At 44.7% G+C, this 20,633-nt stretch carries 17 protein-coding genes and 1 pseudogene; 12 read left to right on the top strand and 6 right to left on the bottom strand.

Features of this window, described 5'->3' with window-relative positions; translation table 11 throughout:
* The first annotated feature begins 3 nt into the window (after positions 1-3).
* The gene (sirB1, locus tag D9736_RS18390) at positions 4-813 is read left to right on the top strand and encodes an invasion regulator SirB1 (protein ID WP_001764444.1); all 810 of its coding nucleotides are present in this window, start codon (positions 4-6) and stop codon (positions 811-813) included.
* A gap of 35 nt (positions 814-848) precedes the next feature.
* A complete protein-coding gene (gene kdsA / locus D9736_RS18395) occupies positions 849-1,703 on the top strand; it encodes a 3-deoxy-8-phosphooctulonate synthase (RefSeq protein WP_000811058.1) in 855 nt (284 codons plus the stop codon).
* Between the two features lie 149 nt (positions 1,704-1,852).
* On the opposite strand, the gene D9736_RS18400 is transcribed toward kdsA, so the two are convergent.
* Together D9736_RS18400 and D9736_RS18405 are read right to left on the bottom strand one after the other, a co-directional pair.
* Positions 1,853-1,960, bottom strand: coding sequence for a type I toxin-antitoxin system toxin Ldr family protein (locus tag D9736_RS18400; protein ID WP_016265910.1), 108 nt, complete (start codon positions 1,958-1,960; stop codon positions 1,853-1,855).
* A gap of 516 nt (positions 1,961-2,476) precedes the next feature.
* Positions 2,477-3,613, bottom strand: coding sequence for a cytoplasmic protein (locus D9736_RS18405; RefSeq protein WP_130258901.1), 1,137 nt, complete (start codon positions 3,611-3,613; stop codon positions 2,477-2,479).
* Positions 3,614-3,745: 132 nt separating this feature from the next.
* On the opposite strand from D9736_RS18405, the pseudogene D9736_RS23860 reads away from it, so the two are divergent.
* The 6 genes and pseudogenes from D9736_RS23860 to D9736_RS18430 form a co-directional block, all read left to right on the top strand.
* Positions 3,746-4,415: pseudogene (locus D9736_RS23860) on the top strand (bifunctional metallophosphatase/5'-nucleotidase); the annotation flags it as partial.
* Positions 4,416-4,640: 225 nt separating this feature from the next.
* Complete coding sequence (locus D9736_RS18410; protein WP_130258902.1) at positions 4,641-6,209, top strand: bifunctional UDP-sugar hydrolase/5'-nucleotidase; 1,569 nt, start codon at positions 4,641-4,643, stop codon at positions 6,207-6,209.
* 85 nt (positions 6,210-6,294) lie between these two features.
* On the top strand, positions 6,295-7,857 hold the full coding sequence (locus D9736_RS18415; RefSeq protein ID WP_130258903.1) for a bifunctional UDP-sugar hydrolase/5'-nucleotidase: 1,563 nt from the start codon (positions 6,295-6,297) through the stop codon (positions 7,855-7,857).
* A 145-nt stretch (positions 7,858-8,002) separates the two neighbouring features.
* Positions 8,003-8,884 (top strand): nucleoside-specific channel-forming protein Tsx, encoded by an 882-nt coding sequence (locus D9736_RS18420; RefSeq protein WP_130258904.1) that lies wholly within the window; start codon positions 8,003-8,005, stop codon positions 8,882-8,884.
* Positions 8,885-8,912: 28 nt separating this feature from the next.
* Positions 8,913-10,523 (top strand): bifunctional UDP-sugar hydrolase/5'-nucleotidase, encoded by a 1,611-nt coding sequence (locus D9736_RS18425; RefSeq protein WP_130258905.1) that lies wholly within the window; start codon positions 8,913-8,915, stop codon positions 10,521-10,523.
* Between the two features lie 83 nt (positions 10,524-10,606).
* Positions 10,607-11,728 carry a radical SAM protein gene (locus D9736_RS18430; protein ID WP_130258906.1) on the top strand — a complete coding sequence of 374 codons (1,122 nt, stop codon included), beginning with the start codon at positions 10,607-10,609 and terminating at the stop codon, positions 11,726-11,728.
* 66 nt (positions 11,729-11,794) lie between these two features.
* Here the strand turns inward: D9736_RS18430 and chaA are convergent, their stop codons facing one another.
* Positions 11,795-12,895 carry a sodium-potassium/proton antiporter ChaA gene (gene chaA / locus D9736_RS18435; protein WP_130215998.1) on the bottom strand — a complete coding sequence of 367 codons (1,101 nt, stop codon included), beginning with the start codon at positions 12,893-12,895 and terminating at the stop codon, positions 11,795-11,797.
* Positions 12,896-13,163: 268 nt separating this feature from the next.
* On the opposite strand from chaA, the gene chaB reads away from it, so the two are divergent.
* A complete protein-coding gene (gene chaB / locus D9736_RS18440; RefSeq protein ID WP_130216000.1) occupies positions 13,164-13,394 on the top strand; it encodes a putative cation transport regulator ChaB in 231 nt (76 codons plus the stop codon).
* Positions 13,395-13,551: 157 nt separating this feature from the next.
* Positions 13,552-14,250 (top strand): glutathione-specific gamma-glutamylcyclotransferase, encoded by a 699-nt coding sequence (gene chaC, locus D9736_RS18445; RefSeq protein WP_130216001.1) that lies wholly within the window; start codon positions 13,552-13,554, stop codon positions 14,248-14,250.
* Positions 14,251-14,301: 51 nt separating this feature from the next.
* On the opposite strand, the gene ychN is transcribed toward chaC, so the two are convergent.
* The gene (ychN, locus tag D9736_RS18450; protein ID WP_064528737.1) at positions 14,302-14,655 is read right to left on the bottom strand and encodes a DsrE/F sulfur relay family protein YchN; all 354 of its coding nucleotides are present in this window, start codon (positions 14,653-14,655) and stop codon (positions 14,302-14,304) included.
* Positions 14,656-14,839: 184 nt separating this feature from the next.
* Between ychN and D9736_RS18455 the strand changes: the two genes are divergently transcribed.
* Positions 14,840-16,234, top strand: a complete 1,395-nt coding sequence (locus D9736_RS18455; RefSeq protein ID WP_130222811.1) for a YchO/YchP family invasin — start codon at positions 14,840-14,842, stop codon at positions 16,232-16,234.
* On the opposite strand, the gene narL is transcribed toward D9736_RS18455, so the two are convergent.
* Both narL and narX read right to left on the bottom strand, forming a co-directional pair.
* Positions 16,235-16,885 carry a two-component system response regulator NarL gene (narL, locus tag D9736_RS18460; RefSeq protein WP_000070491.1) on the bottom strand — a complete coding sequence of 217 codons (651 nt, stop codon included), beginning with the start codon at positions 16,883-16,885 and terminating at the stop codon, positions 16,235-16,237. It abuts the gene before it with no gap.
* Positions 16,878-18,674: a nitrate/nitrite two-component system sensor histidine kinase NarX gene (gene narX, locus D9736_RS18465; protein ID WP_130216003.1), complete on the bottom strand. Its 1,797-nt coding sequence runs from the start codon at positions 18,672-18,674 to the stop codon at positions 16,878-16,880. The genes narL and narX overlap by 8 nt, the downstream gene beginning before the upstream one ends.
* A 338-nt stretch (positions 18,675-19,012) precedes the next feature.
* On the opposite strand from narX, the gene narK reads away from it, so the two are divergent.
* Complete coding sequence (gene narK, locus D9736_RS18470) at positions 19,013-20,404, top strand: nitrate transporter NarK (protein WP_130258907.1); 1,392 nt, start codon at positions 19,013-19,015, stop codon at positions 20,402-20,404.
* Positions 20,405-20,633 lie beyond the last annotated feature (229 nt).

The raw sequence follows: 20,633 nt of genomic DNA on the forward strand, positions 1-20,633 counted from the left end.
GTCATGAGATCGTTAGCTGATTTCGAATTTAATAAAGCGCCGCTGTGCGAAGGCATGATCCTGGCTTGCGAAGCAATCCGCCGCGATTTTCCCTCGCAAGATGTTTACGACGAACTGGAGCGTCTCGTTAGTCTGGCGAAGGAAGAAATTAGCCAGCTTCTGCCATTAGAAGAGCAGCTGGAAAAATTAATCGCGCTGTTCTACGGCGAATGGGGGTTTAAAGCCTCACGTGGTGTTTATCGTCTTTCCGATGCATTATGGCTTGATCAAGTGCTAAAAAATCGGCAGGGCAGTGCGGTATCGTTAGGCGCCGTTTTATTGTGGGTTGCTAATCGTCTCGATTTGCCGCTATTGCCGGTGATATTCCCGACGCAGCTTATATTGCGCATAGAATGCCCGGACGGAGAAATCTGGCTGATTAACCCTTTTAACGGTGAATCATTAAGCGAACATATGCTGGATGTGTGGTTAAAGGGAAATATCAGCCCGTCTGCGGAACTGTTTTATGAAGACCTGGATGAAGCCGATAACATTGAGGTTATCCGTAAACTGTTGGATACGCTGAAAGCGTCGCTGATGGAAGAAAATCAGATGGAACTGGCGTTACGCACCAGCGAGGCCTTATTACAATTTAACCCGGAAGATCCGTATGAAATTCGCGATCGTGGGTTGATTTACGCGCAACTGGATTGCGAACACGTTGCGTTGAATGATTTAAATTATTTCGTTGAACAGTGTCCGGAAGACCCGATCAGCGAAATGATACGTGCGCAAATTAACAACATCGCGCATAAACATATTGTGCTGCATTAATTAATCGACACTTTACTTAAGATTAAGGCGATCCTATGAAACAAAAAGTGGTTAGCATTGGCGACATCAACGTAGCAAATGACCTGCCGTTCGTGCTGTTTGGTGGTATGAACGTGCTGGAATCTCGCGATCTGGCGATGCGCATTTGCGAACACTACGTAACCGTAACCCAGAAACTGGGTATCCCTTACGTGTTCAAAGCCTCTTTTGACAAAGCCAACCGTTCCTCCATCCACTCTTATCGTGGACCAGGACTGGAAGAAGGGATGAAAATCTTCCAGGAACTGAAACAGACATTTGGCGTAAAAATTATCACTGACGTTCACGAGCCAAGCCAGGCACAGCCTGTTGCTGATGTGGTAGATGTTATTCAGTTGCCAGCGTTTCTTGCTCGCCAGACTGACCTGGTGGAGGCGATGGCGAAGACTGGCGCGGTAATTAACGTCAAGAAACCACAGTTCGTGAGCCCAGGCCAGATGGGTAATATCGTTGATAAATTCAAAGAAGGCGGCAACGATAAAGTGATTCTTTGTGACCGTGGCGCTAACTTCGGTTACGACAACCTGGTCGTTGATATGCTGGGCTTCAGCATAATGAAGAAAGTCTCTGGCAACTCCCCGGTAATTTTCGACGTTACCCACGCACTGCAATGCCGCGATCCGTTTGGTGCAGCTTCTGGTGGTCGCCGCGCCCAGGTTGCCGAACTGGCACGTGCCGGTATGGCTGTAGGTTTGGCTGGTCTGTTTATTGAAGCGCATCCGGATCCGGAACATGCGAAATGTGACGGTCCATCCGCGCTGCCGCTGGCTAAACTGGAGCCGTTCCTCAAGCAGATGAAAGCGATTGATGATCTGGTTAAAGGTTTCGAAGAGCTGGATACCAGCAAGTAATCTTTTCTGCTTTGAAAACAAAGGCCTTATCGTTCTACGGTAGGGCTTTTTTCATGGTCAAAGAAGACAAAAAAGGCCGCAGGCTGTTACCTCTGCGGCCGGTTTCGGGCGCATATTGCCATCACGGCAGCCTGACGCCCGTTTTCACCTTACTTCCGACTACGCCACCAGCCAACAATTGCTGCGGTAATAATTCCCGCAAGGATCGGTGCTGCCAGGTCGTGCCAGAAAATCACGGCAAACTGCGCGAGCGTCATATAGCCGCCTTGTTGTAATGACAACATTTTGCGGCTATTCTTGAATTGTTGATGGTTCAAGATTAGCCCCCGTTCTGTTGTCAGGTTTGACCTCTCAACGTGCGGGGGTTTTCTCTTTCCAGCAACCAATGCCACCAGGGATAAAGCCCCCGCAACATTGCGCCTCACCGGATAACTCCGGCTTGGTGTCGATATTACGTCTCAATTTATATTCACTTCATCCCTGAAATGTTTGCAATGAAGAGTGCATTCCGGCTTTTCAACAGCTGTTGCAGTGGTTTCATGAGTGCACTGGATGATGCTTCCAGGTCGTGTCAGAAAATCATGGCAAACTGCGCGAGCGTCATATAGCCGCCTTGTTGTAATGACAACATTTTGCGGCTATTCTTGAATCGTTCTGGTTCAAGATTAGCCCCCGTTCTGTTGTCAGGTTTGACCTCTCAACGTGCGGGGGGTTTCTCTTTCCATGAATGGATATGGGCCGGAATTTTATCGCAGAGAAGATGTGGCAGAATATTACTCACCAGAACTCGTTACAGTAAGTTTACCGTTATAGTCTTGTGCCAGGGAAAGTAGTATCTGCGTTACATGACCGGCGGATAGCCGAGCACTGTGAGTAAAAGTTGTTTGTTTATATAACCAATAGATAAAGTGTCTGCTGGCTGCTAAAGAGAGCGTCTTAGCATTATTGTTATCCCCACCGGTTAATGAGCAGGCCATTTTACGATTTTTATCTTGTTCCCATAGCTGCCACTGATTTTTCCACCAGCCATGGTACGTTACCCCCTGAAAATGCCACGGTGTATTCGTGTCACTGTCATTTATTTCCTCTTCTATAAACCAAAGCTCACCCTGGCGTTGACGAAATTGTTTGGACCATGCGGTAATGGCTGCGCCTCTTAGAAAGCATTCATGTGAAATGATATTTATCTTAACTTCAGGATAGAGGATATTCAGTAAACGGAAATGTCCGTGTACAGCGATAACAGGACGTAGAACCGTACCTCTGGCATTGCGTTTGAGCTCAGCACTCCCATACTGAATTTCATCGAACTGGCTTCGGTTAAGAAATTGTTTTTCTCGCATATCAATGCGTTGTACGATGTCACTATGAAATAAATCGGGTTCAACATACCCTTTCCAGCGATAACGTAAAGATTCCCCTGTCTGGTGCTGAGTAAAATTAGTGGAGATATGAAGAATATTACCTCGAACACTATCAACGCTGAGTAGAACATATAGTTTCTGCTCCGAGCTTCTCCCTTGAAATGGCACAATAAGAGGAACCGTTTCAATTTGTTCTGGTGGTGTTATTTCTTTTTGTAGAAGCTGTTTTGGTGTCCAGACTTTTTTGCAGACGCGACACTGAACGCGCTGTGTCCCTTGTGGATTATGACCATAGCAAATAATCTCTTTGCAATAACATACAGGGCAAAAAAGACCTCTTTCACAGGCGTATGCGGTTAAGTACGCTGATAGCCAGTCACGAAATTGTTGTCCATCAAACAGGGGGGGATAACTTCCACATGCCTGACAGTGCAATGCAGGATACCCTAACCTGTAATCAGGCCAGCTGTAATCAGCAGATGTTGGTAATCCTAAATTGCGACAACCAAACGTTTTGCAGGTATTAATTGTAAATAGCGTCGACATAGGTCACCAACGATTTTAAGTGGTTGCTAATTCTGCCCTATAACTCTTGTCAAGTTGTGTGAGCAGATTCACATAAAGTAACCATTAAAAACGTAAAGTAACAAACGTTAATATAACTGAACGGAACGGGTTATGAAGATACAAATAATTACTGAGGATATCCTGTTGCTATTACAATTTTGACCTGTGCCAAAGATGTATCGATTATTTATGCTAATGCTCTCCATGCACACGTGGAACATTATAAAACTCTATGACTTGCTGATGCTAAAGGAGACATTGGGGGCTGGGTAAATATCGCTACTCAGGTAAAACAGGATAAGTAAAAGGTAAAGCAGTATGTTTTTTATACCAGGAGGGTATTTTACTGGACCATGTATTAGTAGTCTTACAAAAGGTGGGTACTAGTATTGATCTCATGAATACTGTGTCATTTTACACCGTTACAATGTGAAATCATGAATTCAGTCATGTCTACTATAATACATTATTACAGCTTGAACAGGTAAAACCCCATGCTGTACTGGGAAAGGTATTTTATCAGAATAGTAATAGAAAATTGATGGATAAACCTTATGCCATTATTGAGAAAGATGGAGTGAAGAACAGTGCAATAATTTTGCACTGCATGTTTGTATTTAAGGATGCTGTTTATTCCACAACACATGTAGGCATTTAAAGTAGGGATGAAATTAAATCCCCACAACATTATATCGACGAACTAAAAGGTAAAGTTGATTTGACTGTATTGCTGGTCTATGAGTTTGTGCCAGTTAGCCAATTCAGTAAGGGGGGGACTGACCATCAGGAATGAACAAATTAATTGTATACGTGGTGTTGATGTGAAGAAATAAATACGTTTGACGTAGTGTGTTTTACATTACTGTATTTGTTAATTCATAGGAGCAAGATTCACAGGGCATTTATTGCCTTTAGATGTGATCTTTAACTAAATTTATTATTATCTATAAACTACCTTCAGGAAAGGCGGTGAATAGTTTTTATTTTAAATAAAATGGTGCCTATAATGTGTAAAAAAATACTATTGCCAGTAATGTCTTCTCTATTGTTTGCACAAAGCCTATTCGCAGAAGAAATTACTCTTTTTTATACTAACGATCTACATGCTCATGTTAATCCATGGGTTAATACAGTTGTGGATAAAAGTCGTCCTGTCGGAGGATTTGCAACTATTGCTGGTATTGTCAATCAAGCAAAACAAAACGACAAAAATGTTTTCTTTTTTGATGCCGGGGATTACTTTACAGGACCATATATTAGTATATTGACAAAAGGCGAAGCTATAGTTGATATCTTAAATACCATGCCCTATGATGCTGTCTCTGTGGGTAATCATGAATTTGATCATGGTACACCTAACATGGTTGCTCAATTGGCTAAAATTACTAATTTTCCTGTGTTGTTGAATAATGTTTATTATAAAAATAGTGATAAGCGCGTCATTGATAAGCCGTGGACTATCATTGAAAAAAATAATTTAAAAATCGGCGTTATTGGTATGCATAGTCGGTTTGCTTTTTACGATACCATTGCAGCAAAAATGATTGAAGATGTTGAAGCCCGGGATGAAATACCAGAGTTAAGACAATCTATTTCAGAATTAAAAACAAAAAATGTCGATCTAATAGTATTGCTTGCCCACGAAGGAGTTCCAGGTAGACAATCTAGCTTTGGTAATAATGATGTTTCCCGTTTACTCCAGGCTGATATTGATACCGCGAAAAAAGTTGATGGCATAGATATACTCATCACCGGTCATGCACATGTTGGCACACCTGTACCAATTAAAGCTAATAATACTTTAATCGTCTCAACCGATGCCTATGCAACCGATTTAGGTAAATTAGTGCTTAACTTTAACCCCGAAACGAAAAAAATTGAAAGTTATAATGGTAGATTAATTACGCTTTTTTCCGACCAATATAAGCCTGATCCTGGCGTACAAAAAGAAATTGACAAATGGGAACAAAAACTTAAAACAATCACCAGTCAGGTCATTGGTCACTCAGCGAATGTACTAACCCGCTCTTATGGGGAATCATCTCCGCTTGGAAATTTGATGCTTGATGCATCAATGGCACAATCAACGGATGCCGTTGTAGGTTTCCAGAATAGTGGTGGTCTTCGCGCAGATATACCTAAAGGAGACATTACGGTTGGTGATGTAATCAGCACTTACCCATTTAATGATGAATTAGTTGAGATGGATCTAACGGGTAAGGACTTAATATCACTTATGACTCATGCAACTAATCTTACGAACGGTGCTTTACAAGTTTCTAAAAATGTAAAGGTAACCTACAACAGTAAAAAGCCATTAAATGAAAGAATCGTTTCATTTACTATTGATGGGCAATCGATTCAAGATAGCAAAACGTATCGTGTTGTCACAAACTCTTTTTGTGCCAGTGGAGGGGATGGTTATCAGGCTTTTGTCTCGGGAAAGAATCGTAAAACGATACCTGGAAGCTCTAATTCTGGTTCATTGATAACTTATTTTAAAGAACATGATATTGTCATACCTGATATGACGAAACGAGTTACAGATATTGCGAATTCTAATAGCAATAATTGATTTATATTTGAAAATAAAAAGGCCGTATATCCATATAACACCTTGAATAACATACTTCATTTTTATATAACAAAAAGGACTGGTTATGAAGATAAAAACAAAGTTTCGTCTGCTTGCATTAAGTTTATCCGCAACGTTAGTTTTGCCAATTAATGCGAAGGATGTGACTATATATTATACAAACGATTTACATGCTCATGTTTCTCCAGGAAAGCTCCCCTTTGTCGACAAGGAACGCGCGGTGGGCGGTTTTGCTAAAATTGCAACTATAGTTAATGATGCCAGGAAAAAAAGTAAAGATGTATTTTTCTTTGATGCGGGGGATTACTTCACCGGGCCATATATAAGCTCCCTGACCAAAGGTGAAGCCATTATTGACATCATGAACGCCATGCCTTTTGATGCGGTGTCGGTGGGGAACCACGAATTTGACCATGGTGTCGATAATATGGTTAAGCAGTTATCAAAAGCGAATTTCCCAGTTTTGCTGGGTAATGTTTTTTATGCCAATAGTAACAAACCTGTTTGGAATAAACCCTGGACGATTGTTGAAAGAAATGGCACAAAAATTGGTGTAATTGGGATACACCAAAAATTTGCATTTTATGATACCGTTGCGGCTAAGGCTTACGCCGGTTCAGAAGCCCGCGATGAAGTTCCTTATATTCAAAAAGGGCTTGATGCATTAAAGGGTAAGGTTGATATCATCGTACTGCTTATCCACGAGGGGACGCCTGCTCGTCAATCAAGCTACGGAAATAAAGATGTCGCCAGGATGCTGCAAGCCGATATCGATACCGCAAAGAAATTTGAGGGTATTGATGTGTTAATCACAGGACATGCTCATGTTGGTACGCCAGAGCCAATTAAAGTTAATGATACGCTTATTGTTTCAACAGATGCGTATGGTACTGATATTGGTAAATTAACATTGGATTTTAACCCTAAGACTAGAAAAATTGATGGCTATGACGGTAAATTAATCACTGTATTTGCTGACGAATATAAAGCTGATCCAAAAGTCCAGGCCAGAATTGATAAATGGAATGCTAAGCTGAAAAGTATCACTGAGCAGGTTATTGGGACAACAACGGCACCATTCACTCGTTCTTATGGTGAATCATCGCCTGTTGGTAATTTAGTCCTCGATGCCATGATGGCTAAAGCACCAGACGCAATTATGGGATTACAAAACAGCGGCGGGTTGCGTGCTGATTTTCCTCAAGGAAATTTAAAATATGGTGATGTAATTACTACCTTCCCATTTAATAATGAACTTGTTGAGATGGATCTCACCGGGCAAGAACTCATTGATTTAATGGTTCATGCAACTAATCTCACTAATGGGATTTTGCAAGTGTCAAAAAACGTTCATGTCGAATACGATAGTAAAAAACCTTTAGGCCAGAGAATTATTAAATTCACTATTAATAATCAACCTGTAGATCCAACCAAAACTTATCGGGTCGTTACACACTCATTTTGTGCGACAGGTGGCGATGGATTTGAAGCATTCTTAAAAGGCACGAATGTCAAAACTATTAGCAGTACTACATCTGCAGAGTCAATTATTGATTATATTAAGGCACATAGTCCGTTAACACCTGATCTCGAAATGAGAGTAGTCGATGTGAGCGCGGCTAAATAGGCTCAATGAATTGGCAGTGACATCAATTATGATTGAGATATTAATATATCTTAATCATATTTATAGAAAAAATCACAGATAATGACGTGCGTTATTTATTACAGGAATGTATTTTTTAATAACCTCAGTGGAAGGAGTTACACTTATGCAAAAAATAAAATATCTTTTGCCAGGCGTATTTATATTGTTGCCCATAGTAACATTTGCTGATTCTGGAGATAATGAATATCTGTCGGGTTGGTGGCATCAAAGTATTAATATAGTAGGAAGCAATTCCACTCGCTTTGGTCCACAAAAAAGATCGGATTTGTATCCAGAGTATCGCGCATGGGCTCATGTTGACTGGTTTGATTTCTATGGCTATGCGGATTTGCCTAAATTTTTTGGTTTAGGAAATGATAATGATATTGGAATTTGGGATAATGGCTCACCATTTTTTATGGAAATAGAACCGCGTTTTAGTATCGACAAATTAACGGGGTTAGACTTAAGTTTTGGTCCATTTAAAGAATGGTATTTTGCTAATAACTATATCTACGATGCGGGAACGAATGAGGGGCAGCGCCAGAGTACCTGGTATATGGGGCTAGGGACGGATATTGATACAGGACTGCCGATGACGTTGTCTGCAAACATCTACGCTAAATATCAAGGGAATAATTATAATGCTGCTAATGCGAATGAGTGGGATGGATATCGGTTTAAAGTAAAATATGTAGTTCCGATTACTACCGTTTTGGGCGGTAAATTAAATTACGTCGGTTTTACTAATTTTGATTTTGGCTCGGATTTAAAAGAAAAATCCGGTGGTAAACAACAATTTTATTCCCGTACAAATAGCTCAATAGTCTCCACTCATGTACTTAGTCTTGTATATGCACACTGGAGTTATGGTGCGACTCTTCGCTATTTTTATCATGGCGGGCAATTTGATGAGGGAAGTAATGCATTTAACAGTAAAGGGGAAATGACTACGATAGATTCAACGGGCTGGGCATATTATTTAACTGTTGGTTATGCATTTTAAATAAAATGACTTTGAAAATGGATAATTTATGAAAATAAAATATATTGCCGTGAGTATTTTGCTGACGCTACCGTCCTGGCTCTGTGCAAAAGATGTTACTATTATTTATACCAATGATCTCCATGCTCATGTTGATACATACAAGCTTCCGTATGTTGCAGACGGTAAACGAGCAATAGGTGGATTTGCCAATATAACAACATTAGTAAAACAAGAAAAAGTTAGAAATAAAGCCACCTTTTATTTTGATGCAGGTGACTATTTTACCGGGCCTTATATTAGTAGTCTGACTAAGGGACAGGCAATAATTGACATTATGAATACCATGCCTATTGATGTGGTATCCATCGGAAATCATGAATTTGACCATGGTTGGGACAATCTTCTCAGACAGTTAAGTAAAGCGAATTTCCCCGTTTTGTTAGGAAATGTATTCCATAAGGACAGTGAGATACCGTTCTGGAACAAGCCGTATACCATTCTGGAAAAGGACGGTGTAAAGATTGGTGTTATTGGGTTGCACGGCGTGTATGCGTTTAATGACACGATTTCAGAGCTCTCAATTCAGGGACTCGATAACGATAACAACAATCGCTTTGATAAATCAGCGGCTACTCTCAAGAATCAGGGAATTGAGGCTCGCGATGAGGTGAAATATCTGCAACATTATCTGGATGAACTGCGGGGGAAAGTTGACATTACTGTCGCACTCATGCATGAAGGCGTTCCTGCACGTCAGTCCAGTATTGGTAACACCGATGTCAGGCGCGCGTTGGATAAAGATATTCAGACTGCAAGCAAAGTCAAAGGACTGGATATCCTCATTACCGGACACGCTCATGTAGGAACACCAGAACCTATCAAAGTAGGAAACACCTTAATTCTTTCTACTGACAGCGGCGGTATTGATGTAGGTAAATTGGTGCTCAACGTTGACCCGGTTGCCCGAATCCATGAAGTGAAAAGCTTCGAGCTGAAAACACTTTATGCCGACGAATGGAAACCTGATCCAACAACACAGAAAGCTATCGACGGCTGGAATAAAAAACTTGCAGATATTGTGCGCCAGCCGGTAGGTGAATCACCAATTATGTTAACCCGAGCCTATGGTGAATCATCACAGCTTGGAAACTTATTTACTGATGCAATGCTTGTTGCTGCACCGAATGCACAGATTGCGCTGATCAACTCCGGCAGTTTAAGGGCTGATATCAACGCTGGCTCCATTACCTTTGGTGACATTACCAGTACGTTCCCCTTTAAGAATGAGCTTACCGAAATGGATCTCAGTGGCAAAGATCTGCGTAATCTAATGGAACATGGGGCATCACTTACTAATGGCATACTACAAATGTCAAAGGGTGCTGAAATGCATTATATGCCGCAGAAGCCTGTAGGACAGTGCATAGAGTACTTCACAATCAACGGTAAAGATGTTGTGGATACGGAGACTTATCATATTGCAACGACGACATTCCTTGCTTTGGGAGGGGATGGTTTTCTGGCATTTAAAAATGGAAGGAATGTGCAAGTTCGTGCCGGACATAATATGTCTGATGTCGTGATTGATTATCTGAAGTCAGGACACAAAATAATTCCTGCACAGATTAATGAAATGCGGGTCAACGCCAGCAACTAATATGAAATAATTTTTCATGATGCAATCCATTTTATGGCTTGCATCATTTTTTTAATCATTAATAAACGAATAGGGCAGTAAAAATGATAATTAAATGTGCCAGTAGAACCTGCAATTTACACTGTTCGCATTGCTATTTCGATAAAATCAAATCCAATACTGAATTTACAATGTGCGATTCAGACGATGAAACGTTACAGTTATTTATACGTCAGCAAGTTGATGCTCATGAAACCAGCAATGTGATTTTTTCCTGGCAGACTCGTGAACTAACGCTGGACGAATTTAATTTCTTTAATCGAGTCATCAAGCTACAACAGCAAATTGCGCAAGGTAAGAATATTATCAATACTGTGTTAATCAACGGTATCCTGTTAGATGATAGTTGGTGCAAGTTCTTCAAGAAAAATCAGTTTATTATTCGCCTTTCGGTGAATATCGCGCCCCCGTTGCACGATAATTTCTGCGAAACGATTTCTGGCAAACCAGCGATTCAACAGATTGAAAAGGCTGTGAGATTACTGCAAAAACATGATGTTGAATTTAATACTCTGACAGTCATTGACTCTATCAATAGTCAACAACCGTTGCGGATCTATCACTATCTTAAAAATCTTGGCAGTCGTGATATGCAGTTTATTCCCTTGCTTGAACCACTTGCGCAAGGTGGGTTGAACGCGCGAAGCCTTGCTCCGGCCGCATTGGGGACTTTTTTGAAAACAATTTTCTACACCTGGGTACGTCTGGATATTGGAACAATTAAAATTCCTATTTTTGAACACGCTTTTGCGTCATGGTGTGGATTACCAGTGCCGACCTGTCCTTTTACATCATTTGATGTTAGTGCGTTCACGTCAAAAATAAATACAGTTTCATTCCAGAGTGAACACTCTGCTAATTCTAAATTTTTGTTGAGGAACAGTCGCCGAACGACCACAGCACGGAAAGGAGCAAAGAATCAAATAATTGAACAGTGTAAACCGCCACTTGCAGCAGAATGTACGAATTGTAATGTAAAATTTACTTGTCTCGGTGGTTGCCCAAAAGATCGCATTGCGATTTCCCGAAGCGGCATTCCTGAACTCAACTATTTTTGCGAAAGCTATCAGGCTTTTTTCACTTATGTTGAACCTTACATGTTGATGATGAAGGCGCTGTGGGATAAAAATTATGCACCTTCCGATATTCGCCAGTATTTGGCCTAATATGGTTCTCTGTATGAGGGAGTAAAAATTCTCCTCCGATTTCCGCCATCGGAGGAGATATAAATGTCAGGCAAATATTGTCATTAAATAAGCTACAAACAGTGCCAGATGCGCCGCGCCGTTGAGTACGTTAGTACGGCCAGTCGAAAATGAAATATGGCACAGTACCAAAGAGGCTACCATTACCACCATCTCTGGTGCGCCCAGAGCAAACTGCAATTCATTACCCGTCATAAAGGCGATAAGCGTTACGACAGGTACGGTAAGCGAAATCGTCGCCAATACCGAACCAAAGAACAGATTCATCGCGCGCTGGACCTGGTTGCTTAAAACTGCTTTTAACGCGCCTAAACCTTCCGGCGACAGAATCAATAGCGCTACCAGGAAACCGGTAAAGGCCACCGGCGCATTCATGCTGGTGAGCAATGTTTCCAGCGGGCTGGCGTTCATTTTTGTGACCGCAATAACGGCAATTAGATGGATAATTAACCAGATGGCATGCCACAGGCTGCTATGAGCAGACGGTTTGCCGTGATGCGGATCGTCATCATCGCTGTCATCTTCATGCTCATAGACAAACAGGCTTTGATGCGTTTTGGTCTGAATCAGCAAAAATACGCCGTACATCGCTGCGGAAATTAATGCCACAAGTAACGCCTGACCGGTCGAAAAATTCGCCGCAGGCAGCGCCATCGGAAATACCAGCACGATTATGGCTAATGGGAACAGAGCAATTAAATACTGTTTAATACCAAACAGATTCATATATTGGGTAGCAAATTTACGGCCACCCAGCAGTAATGAAAAACCAACCAGTCCGCCGGTAACAATCATAATGATTGAATAGAGCGTATCTCGCATTAACGTCGGCGCTGCATCGCCGGTCGCCATTAAGGCTGAAATCAAACTGACTTCAAGAATAACGACGGAAAGGCTAAGAATAAGCGAACCGTAAGGTTCACCCAGACGATGGGCTAGTACGTCCGCATGACGGACAACACTAAAAGCACTGCTTAAAATACCAATAAGAGCAAGAAGGTTGATGCCAATAACCACTGGTAGTGTTTGGCTGCTTCCCCACAGGGACAGCACTACCAGCGCCAGAACCGGGAAAATAAGCGAAGTCTCCTTGTGGCGGGTTTTTACCGCCTCGTGAGCATTTGTCATTATGGTTATCCTTTGCAGATGAATTTGTCGGAAATGTAATAAATAGGCAGGAAAAATAACAGAAAGTGTCAGGATATCGGTAACATTTTACGAAATTTTACCCCGTAGTCGTTTTTTTACTCTTTGGAGTATAAAAACAAGCTACGTGTTTAGACAATGTTTGTATTCGCGTCTCTTGAGAATAGTCTGATGTGAGAGTACTTATGTTTTGGCAAGAGGGGATATTGTTGACCACACTTAATGTTCAATTTTAATAAAGGAGTCAACAATGCCGTATAAAACGAAAAGCGACCTGCCGGAAAGCGTAAAACACGTTTTACCCACTCATGCCCAGGATATCTATAAAGAAGCATTCAACAGCGCCTGGGAGCAATATAAAGATAAAGAAGACCGACGTGATGATGCCAGTCGCGAAGAGACAGCGCATAAAGTGGCCTGGGCCGCGGTGAAACATGAATATGCCAAAGGCGATGATGATAAATGGCATAAAAAATCGTAAAACTCAGCGGCAAGTGAAAGCTATTCGTGCGGTGTTGCCTTGCAAGTGGTCTGTGGATTGCATATTGTCCCAATAGTGGTTTCAAAATGAGCAGTAAAAATGTCCGGAAGACACCAAAAAGTTGTCGCAGGGAAGTATGCAGTGGCGGAGGTGTAAGGTGATAACGCGTGATTTCTTGATGAATGCCGATTGTAAAACGGCATTTGGTGCCATTGAAGAATCACTCTTATGGTCGGCAGAACAACGGGCGGCCTCGCTGGCGGCGACGCTGTCTTGTCGACCTGATGAGGGACCGGTGTGGATCTTCGGCTATGGATCATTAATGTGGAATCCGGCGCTGGAGTTTACCGAGTCGTGCACCGGTACGCTGGTTGGGTGGCATCGTGCTTTCTGTTTGCGGCTGACTGCCGGGCGGGGGACTGCGCACCAGCCGGGGAGGATGCTTGCACTGAAAGAGGGCGGGCGTACCACGGGCGTTGCGTATCGTCTGCCGGAAGAGTCTCTGGAGCAGGAGCTGACCTTACTGTGGAAGCGTGAGATGATTACTGGCTGCTATCTGCCGTCCTGGTGTCAGCTTCATCTTGACGATGGCCGCACCGTCAATGCGCTGGTGTTCATTATGGACCCGCGCCATCCTGAGTATGAATCAGATACCCGCGCTCAGGTGATTGCCCCGTTGATTGCTGCGGCGAGTGGGCCATTAGGAACCAACGCACAGTACTTGTTTTCCCTGGAACAAGCGCTTAACAAACTGGGGATGCAGGATGACGGGCTGAGTGATTTACTGGTGTCGGTGAAAAAACTTCTGACGGAAAATTACCCGGATGGTGTGTTACGGCCTGGGTTTGCCCGATAAAACATTTTAGCAGTGGGGCATCTCTATTATCTTGAGCGCCCCATACTTACGTTAAAATGTGAGCACTTTATCGGCAAGCAGCGTCCATTGCGCCAGTTCTACCAGAGTACCAATTTCCACTCCATCAATCAGTGGAAGTGTGCTGATGCCACGACCATCGGTGCAGGTTTTGCACAATTTCACTGGCACATTTTGCGCCGTGAGGATCTCCAGCATTTGCTGAATGTTATAGCCTTCCCCAGGTTTTTGTCCGCGCAATCCGGCAGTGACCGCATCAGACATCAGGAATAGACGCAGATCCAGGTAGCTTTCCTGCTCTCGTAGCGCAATGGCCAGCCGCAGGCTGTTAAATAAGGATTCGCTCCCGTAGGGTGCGCCATTGGCAACGATCACGATTCTTTGCATTATTTACTCCTGTATTCAGGGAATTAGATGTTCAGTTTCTATCTTACAGCTTGTGTGCTGTCTGACCAATCCGTCACATTTTTTAGGATTTGTGCTAAAGCATGCAAAAGTACAAGAAAAATTGCCAGTAATCGTTATTCTATAAAGCTGTAGCTGTTCATTTTTATTGGAAATTACTGACGTTTTGAGCCGTTTCGTCCCCCGCATTATCGCAATTTGTTTACTCTTGCTGCTGGCAGGCGGTATAGCTAGCGCACAGTCCTCTTTTAAGCAGCAAGCGGCAAATCCTTTTGATAACGACAGTGACGGTCTTCCTGACTTAGGAATGGCTGCGGAAAATCATGACGGTGAAAAACATTTTGCTGAAATTGTGAAAGATTTTGGTGAAACCAGTATGACTGATAAAGGTCAGGACACTGGCGAGCAGGCGAGAGCTTTTGCGTTGGGAAAAGTCCGCGATGCGCTTAGCCAGCAGGTCAATCAGCACGTGGAATCCTGGCTATCGCCGTGGGGGAACGCCAGTGTCGACGTCAAAGTGGATAACGAAGGACATTTTACAGGTAGCCGGGGGAGCTGGTTTGTACCGCTACAGGATAACGACCGTTATCTTACATGGAGCCAGATTGGGCTCACTCAGCAGGATGATGGTCTGGTCAGTAACCTTGGCGCAGGCCAACGCTGGGCGCGTGGCAACTGGCTGGTGGGATATAACACTTTTTATGACAACTTGCTGGATCAAAATCTCCAGCGAGCAGGTTTCGGTGCCGAAGCGTGGGGGGAATATTTGCGGTTGTCAGCAAACTATTACCAGCCTTTTGCCTCCTGGCGTGAACAGACCGCCACGCTCGAGCAACGAATGGCGCGTGGTTACGACTTGACGGCCCGGATGCGGATGCCGTTTTACCAGCATATCAACACCAGCGTTAGCCTCGAACAATATTTTGGTCAGAGTGTTGATTTGTTTAACACCGGCACGGGTTATCACAATCCCGTCGCCTTGAGTCTTGGACTAAATTACACACCGGTCCCACTCGTTACAGTAACCGCCCTGCATAAACAGGGGGAAAGTGGAGAAAGGCAAAATAACCTCGGACTGAATATTAACTACCGTTTTGGCGTGCCGCTCAACAAACAGCTTTCTGCTGGCGAAGTTGCTGAAAGCCAGTCGCTACGCGGCAGTCGCTATGACAATCCGCAGCGAAATAATCTGCCGACTATTGAGTATCGGCAGCGTAAAACCTTAACGGTATTTCTGGCGACGCCGCCCTGGGATCTTAAACCTGGTGAAACCGTGCCACTGAAATTACAAATTCGCAGTCATTACGGTATTCGGCAATTGATCTGGCAGGGAGATACGCAGATGTTAAGTCTGACATCGGGAGCGACAGCCAATAGTGCGGATGGCTGGACGTTGATCATGCCGGACTGGCAAAGTGGGGAAGGGGCGAGCAATCAATGGCGATTGTCGGTAGTGGTGGAGGATAACCAAGGGCAGCGTGTCTCCTCCAATGAGATCACGCTAACGCTTGCCGAACCTTTCGACGCAATGTCGAACGACGAACCGATCTGGGAACCGTAATCAGAAAATACGTTCCTGATGCACCCATACTGCAGCTTCTACACGAGATTTGAGCTTCATTTTTTTCAGCATGTGTTTCACATGCACTTTAACCGTGCTTTCAGTGATGTCCAGGCGACGGGCAATCATCTTATTCGGTAAGCCCTGAGCTATTAGTTTTAGAATGTCGCGTTCACGTGGCGTTAACTGGTTAACATCACGCTCAGTCGTAGCGCGGTTAGCGCGCAGGCTGGCGGCCAGAACAGGGGTTAACGCTTCGCTTAAGACCATTTCGCCAGCGGCAGCCTGATGCAATGCTTTCAGTAAATCTTCTGGCTCCATATCTTTTAACAGATAGCCATCTGCACCACGTTTCAATGCGGTTACCACGTCCTCTTCATGGTTAGAGACGCTGAACACCACAATACGGCCGGAGAGGGACTTTTCGCGCAGTTTATCCAGCGTTTCCAGACCGTTCATGCCGGGCATATTGAGATCTAACAGGATCAGATCGGGATCAAGAGACTCCGCCAGTTCAATACCCTGTTCGCCATTACTCGCTTCGCCAACCACGGTGATATCTGGTGCCATACTAATAAGCTGTTTTACGCCAGTTCGCAGCATCGGGTGATCGTCAATCAGCAGGATAGTAGCCGGTTCCTGATTACTCATGGGTATCTCCTTGGACGTCTGTGAAAGTTTTTTCGGGAATAAAGGTGACCACCACTTCGGTGCCACCTGATTCACGACGGCGGACGCGGCAATCGCCTCGTAAACTTTGCGCACGGTCGCGCATTATTATCATGCCGTAGTGATTGCTGCGGATGGCATTTTCAGGCACGCCGCAGCCATTATCCTGAACGGTCAGTTTTACCTGATTATCGTTTTGCGCCACCGTAACCACCACCTCACTTGCTTGCGAATGTTTGAGGGCGTTACTTAATGCCTCACGGGCAATTTGCAACAGATGGATTGCCTGATGTGAAGGCACCAGACGTGGCGGCAATTGGTAATTCAGCTTCACCGGGAAGCCAAATTTGGCGCTGTACTCTTCGCAGCTCGCCTCCAGTGCGGGACGTAATCCTGGTTCGGTGAGCTGTAAACGAAATGTGGTGAGTAACTCACGCAACTGCGCCCAGGACGCATTCAGTTCGTTACGGATCTGGCTTAACAGTTCGCGGCTGCTTTCTGGCAGCGCGTCGCCTTGCATCTGTAAACAACTTACCTGCATTTTCATGCAAGAGAGCGATTGAGCAATAGAATCATGCAGTTCGCGCGCAATGGTGGCACGCTCTTCCATCACGATCAACTGCTGCTGGCGCTCCTGATGGCGATCCAACGCCAGCGTGGCGGTGAGTTGTTCAACCAGGGTATCCACCAGTTGTTGTTGATCATGGCTAAGATGACGCCCCTGTGGCAGGGTAGCCAGCAAAATACCATACTGCATATGAGAATCCGCTAACCGCCATTTCAACGTAGTGCCGCGATCGCCAACGGGTAAAACGCCGCGTGGGCAGAGATGGCAGCCTTTATCATCGCAACTCATATCTGGCTGACAGGTAAACTCCTGATGATTCTCTTCATCTTCCGTGTCATATACCCGTAGTTCGATATCACGCAACAGGGTTAAATTTTGTAGACCGTTAAGCACAGGTGACAGGCGTTCACACAGCGGAGCGCGGGAATGCAAACGGCGGTTGGCCTGCCACAAAAAAGAGAGAATCTGATTTTTATGCTCTAGTCCGGCAGTTTTCTCCTGTACCCGCTGCTCAAGCACGGCATAACTTTCCGCCAGTTCAGCAGACATATTGTTCAGTGCAGTCCCCAACATCGCCATCTCGTTTCGTCCGCTGATATTCGCTCTCTTACTAAAATCGCGATGACTGACAGCGCTGGCCATTGCCAGTAATTGTCGCCACGGTTGAAGCAAACGCGCTCGCAGCCAGATAATGGTAAACACCAGTAAAAGCGCCATAAAGACAGCCATTACCCGGTGGACCAGCACAACTGTCTCAATACGCGTTTCGGTGGTGCGATCGAAACCAGAAACCAGCTTATCAAGCCCGGCAACAAACTGGCTGACGTCTGCCGACACCGTTTCGCGGTTTTGTGCACGCAACAGCGCAGGAATCAATTCATTGCGCCAGTAATCCTGTAGCCCCTGTAATTGCGCCAGTTGCCCGTCTCGTTCTGCCGCACGAGTTAACTCGGTGCTAAATGCCGTTTGTTCCATCTCTTTGATTAAGGGCTTGTCATTCTCGCTTAATGGCACAGCCGCCAGCAGACGGTAACTTTGCATGCGCAGCGATCCCGCTTTGTTGATCGCATGGGCGCTGCCCTGAACGCCTTGCACCAGCCAGCCAGAAACTGCCATCCCCGCCAGTCCAATGGCGGTAGAAAGCAAAACAATCAGCGCAACCTGATTAACCAGGGTGAGCGGAGAGAGACAACGTTTAAGCATATAAACCTCTTCCTTCAGGCTTTGAATGAGTAATAACCTTAATGAATGTGACGATACATTCTGGAATGGCAGTATTCTCGGCTATTGGCTGAAGTATACCCATACCCGGAAAGAGTTACTCCTTATTTGCCGTGTGGTTAGTCGCTTTACGTCAGTAAGGGTAGGGATTTTACAGTGTCGTGAAAAATCTCAAAATTTTTATGAAATCTCTGTACTCACTATGGGTAATGATAAATATCAATGATAGATAAAGTTATATTGTCGTTTGATTTACATCAAATTGCCTTTGGCTACAGACACTAAGGTGGCAGACATCGAAACGAGTATCAGAGGTGTCTATGAGTCACTCATCCGCCCCCGAAAGGGCTACTGGAGCAGTCATTACAGATTGGCGACCGGAAGATCCTGCGTTCTGGCAACAACGCGGTCAACGCATCGCCAGCCGTAACCTGTGGATTTCCGTTCCCTGCCTGCTTCTGGCGTTTTGCGTATGGATGTTATTCAGTGCCGTTGCGGTGAACCTACCGAAAGTCGGCTTTAATTTTACGACCGATCAGCTATTTATGCTGACTGCGCTACCTTCAGTTTCTGGCGCATTATTACGTGTTCCATACTCCTTTATGGTTCCAATCTTCGGTGGTCGTCGCTGGACAGCATTCAGCACCGGTATTCTGATTATTCCTTGCGTCTGGCTGGGTTTTGCCGTTCAGGATACCTCCACGCCTTATAGCGTCTTCATCATCATCTCTCTGCTGTGCGGCTTTGCTGGCGCGAACTTCGCCTCCAGTATGGCAAACATCAGCTTCTTCTTTCCGAAGCAGAAGCAGGGTGGCGCGCTGGGCCTGAATGGTGGTCTGGGCAACATGGGTGTCAGCGTCATGCAGCTGGTTGCTCCGCTGGTGGTATCACTGTCAATTTTTGCTGCATTTGGTAGCCAGGGTGTAACACAGCCTGATGGCACCGAGCTGTATCTGGCGAACGCGTCCTGGGTATGGGTGCCGTTCCTCGCCATCTTCACCATCGCGGCGTGGTTTGGCATGAACGACCTTGCTACCTCGAAAGCCTCCATCAAGGAGCAGTTACCGGTACTCAAACGTGGGCATCTGTGGATTATGAGCCTGCTGTATCTGGCAACCTTCGGCTCCTTCATCGGTTTCTCTGCGGGCTTTGCCATGTTGTCAAAAACGCAGTTCCCGGACGTGCAGATTCTGCACTACGCCTTCTTCGGACCGTTTATTGGCGCACTGGCGCGTTCTGCTGGTGGTGCATTGTCTGACCGTCTTGGTGGTACCCGTGTCACACTGGTGAACTTTATCCTGATGGCGATTTTCAGCGGCCTGCTGTTCCTCACCTTACCGACTGACGGGCAGGGCGGAAGCTTTATGGCGTTCTTTGCGGTCTTCCTGGCACTGTTCCTGACCGCTGGGCTGGGTAGCGGCTCCACCTTCCAGATGATTTCCGTGATCTTCCGTAAACTGACGATGGATCGTGTGAAAGCAGAAGGCGGTTCTGACGAACGTGCTATGCGTGAAGCGGCAACCGACACAGCGGCGGCGCTGGGTTTCATCTCTGCGATTGGCGCTATCGGTGGCTTCTTTATCCCGAAAGCGTTCGGTAGCTCACTGGCATTAACGGGTTCGCCAGTCGGTGCAATGAAAGTATTTTTGATTTTCTATATCGCCTGCGTGGTGATTACCTGGGCGGTATACGGTCGGCATTCTAAAAAATAAATCGTAATATTTGATTATCCTTTGCGCGGCGTAATGTCGCGCTTTTTTTATTTGTCATTTAGTTACAACATACTTTGAGGGCGATAATTATTTTCAATTGCGTCAATTAAGCACCATTAATATGTCATCCATGGGGGATACTCCTTAATACCCACCTGTATAAAAATCCGAAATGTATAAATGTGAGATAGCATAAAAACCATTAATTTACAGTCTGTTAGATATAAGC

This window comes from Escherichia sp. E10V10 (assembly GCF_004211985.1).
In the GTDB taxonomy this organism is placed as follows: domain Bacteria; phylum Pseudomonadota; class Gammaproteobacteria; order Enterobacterales; family Enterobacteriaceae; genus Escherichia.

Bases quoted from the DNA above. Each gene is read 5' to 3' on its own strand.
- sirB1 (WP_001764444.1), top strand. From the start codon at position 4: ATGAGATCGTTAGCTGATTTCGAATTTAATAAAGCGCCGCTGTGCGAA.
- kdsA (WP_000811058.1), top strand. From the start codon at position 849: ATGAAACAAAAAGTGGTTAGCATTGGCGACATCAACGTAGCAAATGAC.
- D9736_RS18400 (WP_016265910.1), bottom strand. From the start codon at position 1,960: ATGACGCTCGCGCAGTTTGCCGTGATTTTCTGGCACGACCTGGCAGCA.
- D9736_RS18405 (WP_130258901.1), bottom strand. From the start codon at position 3,613: ATGTCGACGCTATTTACAATTAATACCTGCAAAACGTTTGGTTGTCGC.
- D9736_RS18410 (WP_130258902.1), top strand. From the start codon at position 4,641: ATGTGTAAAAAAATACTATTGCCAGTAATGTCTTCTCTATTGTTTGCA.
- D9736_RS18415 (WP_130258903.1), top strand. From the start codon at position 6,295: ATGAAGATAAAAACAAAGTTTCGTCTGCTTGCATTAAGTTTATCCGCA.
- D9736_RS18420 (WP_130258904.1), top strand. From the start codon at position 8,003: ATGCAAAAAATAAAATATCTTTTGCCAGGCGTATTTATATTGTTGCCC.
- D9736_RS18425 (WP_130258905.1), top strand. From the start codon at position 8,913: ATGAAAATAAAATATATTGCCGTGAGTATTTTGCTGACGCTACCGTCC.
- D9736_RS18430 (WP_130258906.1), top strand. From the start codon at position 10,607: ATGATAATTAAATGTGCCAGTAGAACCTGCAATTTACACTGTTCGCAT.
- chaA (WP_130215998.1), bottom strand. From the start codon at position 12,895: ATGACAAATGCTCACGAGGCGGTAAAAACCCGCCACAAGGAGACTTCG.
- chaB (WP_130216000.1), top strand. From the start codon at position 13,164: ATGCCGTATAAAACGAAAAGCGACCTGCCGGAAAGCGTAAAACACGTT.
- ychN (WP_064528737.1), bottom strand. From the start codon at position 14,655: ATGCAAAGAATCGTGATCGTTGCCAATGGCGCACCCTACGGGAGCGAA.
- narL (WP_000070491.1), bottom strand. From the start codon at position 16,885: ATGAGTAATCAGGAACCGGCTACTATCCTGCTGATTGACGATCACCCG.
- narX (WP_130216003.1), bottom strand. From the start codon at position 18,674: ATGCTTAAACGTTGTCTCTCTCCGCTCACCCTGGTTAATCAGGTTGCG.
- narK (WP_130258907.1), top strand. From the start codon at position 19,013: ATGAGTCACTCATCCGCCCCCGAAAGGGCTACTGGAGCAGTCATTACA.